A 9,423-nucleotide genomic window follows, 5' to 3' on the forward strand; every position below is an offset into this window, starting at 1 on the left:
GTTAAGAACTATCTTCGGATGGTTCTTTTTTTTTGTAGAAAATTCCAAGAAAAAAAAGCACTTTGGTTAGAAAGTGCTTTTCGGATTTTTATTTGGTGATATTCTTGAGCTATTGCTATTGATAATTTAATTTCTTTGTGGGTACGGATTGTAAATTTGTGGTATTGGTATATTAAAAAGTTACTGTTCCAAATTTCCAATCTGTTATATAGCCATACATAAATATTATAAAAGAGAACAATTCAATAATTAATAGCAGGACAAATAGGAGTAATCGCCAACTAATGTTAAAAGTAGAATAGGAGTCTTTAAAGGTACTGTAGTAGTTTTTAATTAGAAAAAAAAGAAGAAGTAGTGGTATTAGATAATCTATAACATCAGCAATGACATCTACATATTTCAAAAAATAAATGAACGATATAACTATTCCCACGATAAAAATACTTAAAAAACCAAGAAAAATCATTCCGGCAATTATGAAATGTTCGCTTAAATTCAGTTTCTTTTTTCTAAACAATATAAAACTGTTCAAGGCAAATAATGGTATGACAGAGAAAACAAGTATCTTGGAATAGTTATCTAAGAAGGTATCAAGTGTGGTGCCTACTTTATTTCTAGAAGAATAATCAAATGTACCAAAATAGTGTTGAGATAGTTGATCATAATAATGCGATAGGAATAAATTCAAACCAATCATTAAAAGTGTCAAATAGAACACATTATAGTATCGAATTCTTTTACCAGAAATATAATCCAAAGCTGCTTTTCCTGGACGAAGGAAGGCTTCTTTCAACGTAAACAAAATTCCTTTTTCTATATGCCAAACTCCATGAAGTAAATCATGAGTGATGAAATGCTTGAAAGTAATTCGATGCGTATCAGTTTTTTGTCCGCAATTGGGACAGAATTTTTTGGTTACAGGTTCGTTACAGTTTAAGCAAGTAGTGTTGTGGCTCATTACATTTCTTTTTACAATAATACAAAAAAAGCACTTGGGTTAGAAAGTGCTTTTGTGATTTTTATTTGTTTGCTACTGATTGCAATTTCGCTCTATCGAGTGTAATTTCTAGCGAAGAAAAACTAAACTAGCTTTGTGCAAAACAGAAGTTATTCGTTTTTGACCTGTATTTTTGGGAAATATATTTTAAAAGTTGTTCCAACATTCGGAATACTTGTCGCATCAATCCATCCATCGTGATTTTCTACAATCGTTTTGCAAATTGCTAAACCATTTCCTGTACTCGTTGAAGTGTCATTATGTAGTCTTTTGTATGCTTCAAAAATTTGATGGCGATAAGCATTATCAAATCCAATTCCATTATCTTTAATTTCGATTACATGTAGTTCTTTGATATTTTTTTTTATCGGAAAAGACAACTCGTCAGCATTAATATCGTAAGATGAAAAACTAATAAATGGTATGCAGTCAGTCTTGCTATACTTCAGGCCATTTTCCAAAATATTAATGAAAAGCTGCGTGAGAAGTACTTTTGATCCAAAAATTACAGGTAAATGCTTTTTTTCGATTTTTGCTTGCTTTAATAGTAAGGTGTCTTGCAAATAATCAATAACATCTTGAACCGTATCATTTAAGTCGCAGTTTTCAAAAGAACTTTTGAAATCATTCAAAGTTGAATATCTATTTAGCGAATCGAGTAAACTTCGCATCCTTTCTGAAGCTGCTAATATTCGAATTAAATAAAAATTGACAGTTTCATTCTCAATTTGAACATCTCTTATTCTACTACTAAACAATTGTATTTTACGCAGAGGTTCCTGTAAATCATGACATGTAATGTAGTGGAATACTGCAAGCTGCTTGTTAATTTTTTCAAGCTCTATATTTTTTTCTAATAATTCCTCTGTGCGAATTTTGACTTTTTCCTCGAGCAAGCTGTTTAAGCTCATTATTTCTTCCTCTGCTTTTTTTTGCGCTGTGATGTCTCTTGAAACTGAAAGTAACTGATAGATTTCGCTATCAGCCGACGCGACTGGAGTAATTGTTACGTGCCACCATTTGGGCGTTCCTTTTGCAGTACTACAATATGCAGAAAATTCTGTTGCTTTACCAGTTAAAGCTTTTCGAACGGCATCTTTAACTAGCATTTCGTTTTCTGAACCCCACAATTCCCACCAAAAATGATTTTTATAGACAGAGAAGTCATCAATTTCCATCTGGCACAAACCGTTGAAATTCATAAACTGCAATCTTCCTTCAATATCCAAAACTTTAAGACAATCTGGACTGCTTTCTAAGACCACCTTGTTAAAGTTTATACTTTCTTGAAGTTTTTTGGTATTTTCAGGACTCGAATTTTTGTACATCTGACCAATTTTTGATAGTAAATGTAATGATTATTACTTAATTGTCAAAAAAGTTATCGTAGTAGGATTTCGTTTTCGGCATGAAGTACATCGTTTTTCGGCTGTAAGAAGTTGGGGATTTGAAAGCCCTAAACTTTCGATTACAAGCCAAAATCAAAAGTACAAATCAACTTTATTTTGAGCATGAAAGCCCCAATTTCTTACAACTGTTTTTGGCAGTAGTTATTTTGCATTAGCAATTAATGGAATTTTAATAGTCATATTATCCCTTGTTAATAGTACAGCATTTGGTTTGTCGTTGTTAAATTCAAATTGTAACAAGTTTGGATAATCTATGATTCTAAATAATCCATTTTTTAAATAGACCAACTCATTATCATTTTTTCCTTTAAAATGTTCTAAAAGCAAAGATTCAACATAGAGACGGTTGTTTTTTTCTACTATTTTGGTTTCAACTCCTTGACCATAAATGAAATCGTTATAAGTTCCAATTAGTTTTTCTTTTAAACTTGCAGGAATTTCTTGAATGTCATCATTAGATGTTTTGTTCCAATCCATTACTTTCAGAATTTTATTTCGAGTATAATTCATTACAGGAAAGCGATTTGGTTTTTCACCATTGGCAAGATATACAATGCCATTGCCATCAGTCATCGTAGCTAAAATATTACCACCAACTCCAGTATTAGAACCATTGCACGAAAACCAATCGTAATTATTGTAACCAAAAGACTTTTGCCATCCATAACTCCAGCCGCCAACAGCATTTTTTAAAGCGGTTACTTCGGTTACTTTTTTTGCAACATTATGAGAAATCACTTTGTTATTTTTATTACGCAATGCATTTTGTATTTCAATGGAAATTTTTGCCAAATCAGTAGGAGTAGACCACATTCCAGAAGCTCCAACTTGTGGCGTGATTGGTAAACCACTTCTTATCACTTTGCCATCTTCATCATGAACTAAAGCTACATTTGTAGGAAACCCATTTTCACTAGGTTGCGTCATTGTAGTATTTTTCAAGCCAAGAGGTTTAAAAATATGTTCTTCTGCAAGTGCTGCAACAGATTTATTCAAAGTGTCTTCTAATGCCATTTGGATAATTACATAACCGCCACCGCTATATTCAAAACTTGAACCCGGCGTGAACAAGAATTCAATTTCTTTATCATATCTCGGAATTTGCCCTAAAAGACTTTGTTTTATTGTTGGAATTGTGTCTCCTTCATAATAGTCGGCAAACCCACCTTGACTTGTACCAGCAGTATGATTGAAAAATTGTTTCCAAGTTGGACTATTATTTTCTGTAAACTTACTTTTTGGCAAATGCCAACGTTTTAGGTAGTTGTCTATGGGTTCCTCTAATTTAATTAAGCCTTTTTCTTCTAGAATAAAACAAAGAAGAGCCGTTATTGGTTTTGAAATTGATGCCGTTGAAAAAGCAGTGTTTTTATCTATCTTTTCTTTGGAATTTACCGATTTTACTCCAAATTGCTCAGAATAGACAATCTCGTAGTTTTCAAAAACAACAAGACTAAATCCTGCCAATTTGTGTTTTTCTAATTGTTGTTCAATATTTAAACTGTCTGTAATAAAGGTAAAATCTCTATTTTTAGATACTATTTTTTTGCCTGTTTGACAACTTAAAATTAGTACTGTAAGCATTAGTAATAAGAATGTTTTTTTCATTGTATGGTTTTTTGGAAATAAATATTTTGTCTTATTAAATTTGAATTTTTAAGGTTTATTTCAAAACTGTATCAATAATTTTATTCAACAGATCTTGCCTCATTTTTGGATTTCTTTGGTTTAGAAGTATGATGATGCCCCAGTTTTGAACTCTATTGTAACATAGAATAGAACATTGTCCCATAGAATCTCCTGATTTTAAATAAATGGTCTCTTTTTCATCTGTTGAGATGCTTAAACCTAATCCCATTTCTCTTTTTTCGTCTTTATAGAAGATTTTTTCCATAATTAAAGCAGCTTTACCTATTGAAGTTTCTTTGTTTAAGACAGCCTTCAAATAGGTAACCATATTAGAAGCGTTTGATTTTACTAATCCAGCAGGCGCAGTTACATTCCATTCAAATAATTCTTGAGCTCCACCATCACCATTGTAACCCATTGTTTTATTTTTTACATCAAAGTCCTTAGTCAAAGTTTGAGTCATTTTTAATGGTACTAAAATTTTCTCTCGAATAATTACATCATAACTTTTACCATAAACTTTCTCTAGAATTTGCCCCAGTAAAGTATAGCCAATAGTAGAATATCGATATGTCCCATAATCTTTCAGTTCAGTACAAGTATTGATGATGTCGGTTAGTGTTTTTTCAGTGACACTACTAACAGGCTGTTGCGGATTTAGTTCTATCAACTTTCCAAAATCAATATCAGGTAAACCCGATTGATGAGTAGCTAAATCTGATATTTTTATTTTGTTTTTAAGATTTTTATCTAAAACATATTGCTTAGGAAGGTAATTGTCGATATAGTCATCCAATTTTATTTTGTTTTCGACAGCCGCTTGTGCAATCAAATTGGAAGTCAATATTTTAGTGATAGAGGCAAGTTCGAATATGGAATTTTTGCCTACATCAATTGGACTTTCTTTACTTAGTTTGCCAGATGAGGTGAAGAATTCTTCATTGTTTTTAATTAAACCAACGCTAATACTTACATTAGGATTTTTTTGATAATTATCTTTTATTATAGAATCAATTCTTTTAGAAATGTCTTGTCCAAAAGAGATTGTGCTTGTTACTAATAGCACTGCTAAAAATTTTAAAGAAGTTTTCATTGTATCGTTTTTTAGTTAAAAAATTATTTCGATACAAATTTGAGACAGAAATCAAGACTAGGCGACCGAGTGGAAGTATTCGAACGCTTTTATTAAAAAAAAATCAGTACGAGTAAATAAAAAGACAAGTACGAATAATTACAAATCCTTGTTTAATAGTGTTTTACGATAATCAGTAGGCGTGTAACCTGTATGCTTTTTAAAAGCTGTATTAAAAGAAGATTTCGAATTAAAACCCACTTCATACAAAATTTCTAAGATAGTGAGCTTGCTTTTTGTAGTATCTTGTAAAATTTCCTTGGCATGTTCTATTCTATAGGAATTAACGAAATCATAAAAATGTTGGTCTAATTGATGATTGATTAAAATAGATAACTCTCGCGTTGGGATTTGAATTGTATTAGAAACATCTTGAATCGTTAAAGTAGGATTTAGATAAGGCTTTTCATCCATCATGAACTGTTGTAATTTCAATAGCGTTTCATCTTGCTTTTTATCATTTCCTGCCAAAGGTTCACTATCTTTATTTTCCAGAATAATATCAGCAACTAATTTTAATTTTGAATCGATATTTCGAAACAAATCTGGATTGTTTAATGCTTTCAATAAATACCAACAAGTAACAAACAACTGAAAAATTAGGAGTCCACTATTTACCCATTCAGAGATGTATTCATATTGTGAAAATTTAAAAATGTTTTTTACAAGAGCAATTAGATATAATATTGCAAGTGCTGTTGTAAACTGGAACAACCAGTAATAGGAATTAATATTGGCTCCAGCATAATTTTCGAGGTACAATTTTTTTGTTTTTCGCAACAGCATAAAAACGGCTATTAGATAGACAACGATTTGAGTATGAAAAAGAATATGGCTGAATTGCAGTTCAAGTACACTTTGACGATTTTGCAGCAAATCAATTTTAGATGCTACATCTACGAAGTAAAAACGAGGCAATAAAATAATATTTGCAATCAAAAATGGAAGCAGATGCACTAAATATTTGGGCTTAAGTTTAAAATCGGAATAGCAAACCGATAAAACATACAGATAAAAAACAGGAATTTGTAAGAACGCCATTGTATTTCTAAGCATTCCTAAATTTGAAGGCTTGTCAACCGCTAAACTGAGCAAAGGTCCACTTAAATCTATTGCTGTAATAATTAAAAACGTGGCAAAAAGTGCATTGCTTGTTTTTTGTTTTGTCTTAACGGTAAAAAGAAAAATGGCAAGAAACAATGAAATGAACAACGAAATTGAAGTAACAATTATCAACAGGTTAATATCATTCATTATTTGTTTTCTTTTGTTGGATTAAGTTTTTTTATCGTCTAATTACGGTTTATGATTACTGTAAACGGTTGGTCGCTTTACGCCAGTGGCGAACGTCGAAACCGATTTTTATCTATCAAAGATAAAATTTCTTGCGAAATGTAAACGTGAAGTTAGTACAAAAATTCGCAATATTGCTAAATGGCTGTTAGCGGTGGTTTCTTTATTTAATTAAATTTTCTATTTCAAGTCTTTAGAATAAAATCCAGCATTTAATATTTTTACGGTATCTTTAATTTCCTTCGAAAAATCTACTAAAATTTTATTAGGGTCAATTTTAGAGTAGTTCATTATATAAAATTTATTAATTTTTTCCTCGCAATTTTCAGGACAATTTCCATAACTATTACTATATGATTTATTATTAACATAATATTTAAAATAACTTCTTGTTGTTTTGGGAGCTTTTTTGCAATAAACAAATTTGCAAATAGTTTCTCTTTTGTTGTCTTCAATTTCCGACTTGTATAAATAACCTTTAACAAATAAAGATATAACGCCTAAGAAAATGATAAGTAAGAATAATTTATAAATCTTTTGCATTTTAATTGCTATTTTCTCCTAGTAATTTCAGCCATAAGTTTTTTGTCTCCAATCAAAATTTGCAATAAAATCAAGACAATAGAAACTAAAATCATAAAACCAAGCATTTTTATTGAAAATAGAATTACATCTTTTTTTACACTTTGTATTTCTTTTTCATTACAATACACACTAATATCAGGTTCTTTAATTGAATATTCAATACAAATTTCGTCGCCTACATTTCCATTAAATGAATGAAAAGTTGAATTTTCATATTTTCTACCATTTATTATGTATTCATATTCAGCAGATCGAACTCCTTTTCCACTTATAGATGTCACTTTAGCTATTGTCGTTTGTGGTTCTTTTGCAACCGATGTTCTTATATTATTCTGGTCAGTAATTACATAGTAGGAGAAGCAAAAAATTAATACTGCAAAACTAAAGCTGATTAAAAGGATTGTTTTGAATGATTTCTTTACTTTAATCCAATCAATTTTTCTTCTTGGTTTTTTTGATTGTTCTCGTTTGTATTTTCTTCTTTCTTGTCTATTCAATTTCTGCGTTTTTTTGTGATTATTACCGCAAACTTCAAACTATGAAAATACTCAAAATGCGCCTTTGAGAATCGTCTGTACGGAATTTTTCTCTGATAGGTATCCGAATAATTTCTCTTTTTAACTTAGTTTTTTCACAGCCTGACGTCCGCTGCCTAGCATGTAGTGGCGACTTCTAGCACTGACCAAACAAATATAGACAAAATTTAATTATATCAGCGTACTTTCCTGATAGCTCTGACTTCGCCATTCATGCTAACCAGTGTTAACAAATGTGCTTATTTTTAAATTTCCAAGACAAATAGTTTGCAAATTGAAAACTTTTATTATATTTGTCACATGAAAATCCTCGTAAAGAAAACGATTTTATATTACATCAAAAAATATCCAATGGCAGAAACTCAATTGCTAATTTGGTATAATGAGTTTTCTAAACATGAATTCAATAATTTCAACGAGGTTAAAAATGTTTATGGCAATGCAAGCATAGTAAATAATAGTCGCATTGTTTTCAACATTAAAGGAAATGATTTTAGATTGATTATTTCCGCTAATTTTTTACAAGCCGCTTGCTATGTAATTTGGTTTGGAACACATAAAGAATATGACAAAATCAATGTTGAAACAATTGCTTTTGACACAACAATTTTAACAAACAAAATGATTTAATTATGAACTGGAAAGTATTAAAAACAGAAGACGATTATAACAAAGCTTCAATGCGAATGATGGAGATATTCAACGCAGAACCTAATACACCAGATAGCGATGAATTGGATTTGCTTATTGTTTTGGTTAAAGATTATGATGAAAAGCATTATCAATTACCTGAGTTAGATGCCTTGGAAGTGATTAAATATAAAATGCAAGAAATGGGAATGAAAGCAAAGGATTTAGAGCCAATAATTGGCAGTAAAGGTCATGTTTCTGCTATTTTATCTGGTAAAAGAGAAATTACTTTGAAAATGGCTCAAAAGCTAAAAGATTTTTTTAGAATTCCTGCTGAAGTATTTTTGCACAGTGCGTAAAAAGCATTTTTGTTAACGTCATACTGTGAAAATACTCAAAATGAGCCTTTAAAAATCGTCTGTACGGAATTTTTCTCTGAGAGGTATCCGAATAACTTCTCTTTTTAAATTAGTTTTTTCACAGCCTGACGTTCCGGAACTCGGCGAGGTTGTGAACTTTGGAACTAATTATTTTCTACCAAAGATAAAATTTCTTGCGAAATGTAAAAGTGAATTTTGAACAAAATTCGCAATTGCGCGATACGGCTTTTAGCGGTTCGGTTTTGCTCTTAGAATACAGACACAAAAATGAACTTAGCCGAGAAAAGTGATTCCATTACAAATAAGTTATTGTTAAACTTCCTAAAAACGAAAAGTTTACAAACCTATAAACGAACATTGCTCAGAAACATAATCAGATTTCAGGAATTTTCTTTTTTCTGGAAATTACCAATTTTAAAAAACATATTTAATATTCCCAATATCAATCCTGTTCCAACTGCAGTCACAAAAGATTTCAATAACAATTGTGTTAATGCTTCGCTATCTGAAAAATCAATATCAAATAACCCATAAACTAAAATTCCTGCAAAAAGTCCAGCAGTAATTGATAAAAATGTCACTTTAAAATAAAAAAATCTGTTCATTGTTTTTTTTAGTTTAGTTTATACATAATTTCTAGTCTGGCGAAAAACTGACAGCTAACGTTCCCATGCTTGCCGTCTGTTGCTGCTGCAAGCACTGACCAAAACAAAACTACAACATTTCTTAGAAAGATAGAATTGTAGCCACCAGATTATTTTCCACGAAGACAAAATAGCAAGCGCAAGCCCAGCAATAGCGCAAAACCGTTGTGCATGTTGCACAACTCAAA

The 9,423-nt window shown here is 30.8% G+C and carries 10 protein-coding genes; 2 read left to right on the forward strand and 8 right to left on the reverse strand.

The annotated features are described in order from the left end of the window. Positions 1-172: 172 nt before the first annotated feature. The 7 genes from DIU01_RS10895 to DIU01_RS10925 form a co-directional block, all read right to left on the reverse strand. On the reverse strand, positions 173-958 hold the full coding sequence (locus DIU01_RS10895; RefSeq protein ID WP_290834359.1) for a DUF3667 domain-containing protein: 786 nt from the start codon (positions 956-958) through the stop codon (positions 173-175). A gap of 149 nt (positions 959-1,107) precedes the next feature. Next, entirely contained in the window at positions 1,108-2,325 is a 1,218-nt protein-coding gene (locus tag DIU01_RS10900; RefSeq protein ID WP_290834361.1) for an ATP-binding protein, read from the reverse strand. 222 nt (positions 2,326-2,547) lie between these two features. After that, positions 2,548-4,014, reverse strand: coding sequence for a serine hydrolase (locus DIU01_RS10905; protein WP_290834363.1), 1,467 nt, complete (start codon positions 4,012-4,014; stop codon positions 2,548-2,550). Positions 4,015-4,069: 55 nt separating this feature from the next. Then, complete coding sequence (locus DIU01_RS10910) at positions 4,070-5,128, reverse strand: serine hydrolase (protein ID WP_290834365.1); 1,059 nt, start codon at positions 5,126-5,128, stop codon at positions 4,070-4,072. A gap of 138 nt (positions 5,129-5,266) precedes the next feature. Then, the gene (locus DIU01_RS10915) at positions 5,267-6,421 is read right to left on the reverse strand and encodes an AraC family transcriptional regulator (RefSeq protein ID WP_290834367.1); all 1,155 of its coding nucleotides are present in this window, start codon (positions 6,419-6,421) and stop codon (positions 5,267-5,269) included. A 219-nt stretch (positions 6,422-6,640) separates the two neighbouring features. Further along, positions 6,641-7,003: a hypothetical protein gene (locus DIU01_RS10920; RefSeq protein WP_290834369.1), complete on the reverse strand. Its 363-nt coding sequence runs from the start codon at positions 7,001-7,003 to the stop codon at positions 6,641-6,643. 8 nt (positions 7,004-7,011) lie between these two features. After that, positions 7,012-7,542 carry a hypothetical protein gene (locus tag DIU01_RS10925; RefSeq protein WP_290834371.1) on the reverse strand — a complete coding sequence of 177 codons (531 nt, stop codon included), beginning with the start codon at positions 7,540-7,542 and terminating at the stop codon, positions 7,012-7,014. Between the two features lie 339 nt (positions 7,543-7,881). Here DIU01_RS10925 and DIU01_RS10930 point away from each other — a divergent pair, with 339 nt between their 5' ends. Together DIU01_RS10930 and DIU01_RS10935 are read left to right on the forward strand one after the other, a co-directional pair. Further along, a complete protein-coding gene (locus DIU01_RS10930) occupies positions 7,882-8,211 on the forward strand; it encodes a type II toxin-antitoxin system HigB family toxin (protein ID WP_290834373.1) in 330 nt (109 codons plus the stop codon). A 2-nt stretch (positions 8,212-8,213) separates the two neighbouring features. Beyond that, positions 8,214-8,570: a helix-turn-helix domain-containing protein gene (locus DIU01_RS10935; RefSeq protein ID WP_290834375.1), complete on the forward strand. Its 357-nt coding sequence runs from the start codon at positions 8,214-8,216 to the stop codon at positions 8,568-8,570. A 401-nt stretch (positions 8,571-8,971) separates the two neighbouring features. Here DIU01_RS10935 and DIU01_RS10940 read toward each other — a convergent pair whose 3' ends face one another. Continuing rightward, entirely contained in the window at positions 8,972-9,196 is a 225-nt protein-coding gene (locus tag DIU01_RS10940; protein WP_290834377.1) for a hypothetical protein, read from the reverse strand. Between the last annotated feature and the right edge of the window lie 227 nt (positions 9,197-9,423).

The organism is Flavobacterium sp. (genome assembly GCF_003525665.1).
Lineage (GTDB): Bacteria > Bacteroidota > Bacteroidia > Flavobacteriales > Flavobacteriaceae > Flavobacterium.

Bases quoted from the DNA above. Each gene is read 5' to 3' on its own strand.
- DIU01_RS10930 (WP_290834373.1), top strand. From the start codon at position 7,882: ATGAAAATCCTCGTAAAGAAAACGATTTTATATTACATCAAAAAATAT.
- DIU01_RS10920 (WP_290834369.1), bottom strand. From the start codon at position 7,003: ATGCAAAAGATTTATAAATTATTCTTACTTATCATTTTCTTAGGCGTT.
- DIU01_RS10910 (WP_290834365.1), bottom strand. From the start codon at position 5,128: ATGAAAACTTCTTTAAAATTTTTAGCAGTGCTATTAGTAACAAGCACA.
- DIU01_RS10915 (WP_290834367.1), bottom strand. From the start codon at position 6,421: ATGAATGATATTAACCTGTTGATAATTGTTACTTCAATTTCGTTGTTC.
- DIU01_RS10905 (WP_290834363.1), bottom strand. From the start codon at position 4,014: ATGAAAAAAACATTCTTATTACTAATGCTTACAGTACTAATTTTAAGT.
- DIU01_RS10895 (WP_290834359.1), bottom strand. From the start codon at position 958: ATGAGCCACAACACTACTTGCTTAAACTGTAACGAACCTGTAACCAAA.
- DIU01_RS10900 (WP_290834361.1), bottom strand. From the start codon at position 2,325: ATGTACAAAAATTCGAGTCCTGAAAATACCAAAAAACTTCAAGAAAGT.
- DIU01_RS10940 (WP_290834377.1), bottom strand. From the start codon at position 9,196: ATGAACAGATTTTTTTATTTTAAAGTGACATTTTTATCAATTACTGCT.
- DIU01_RS10935 (WP_290834375.1), top strand. From the start codon at position 8,214: ATGAACTGGAAAGTATTAAAAACAGAAGACGATTATAACAAAGCTTCA.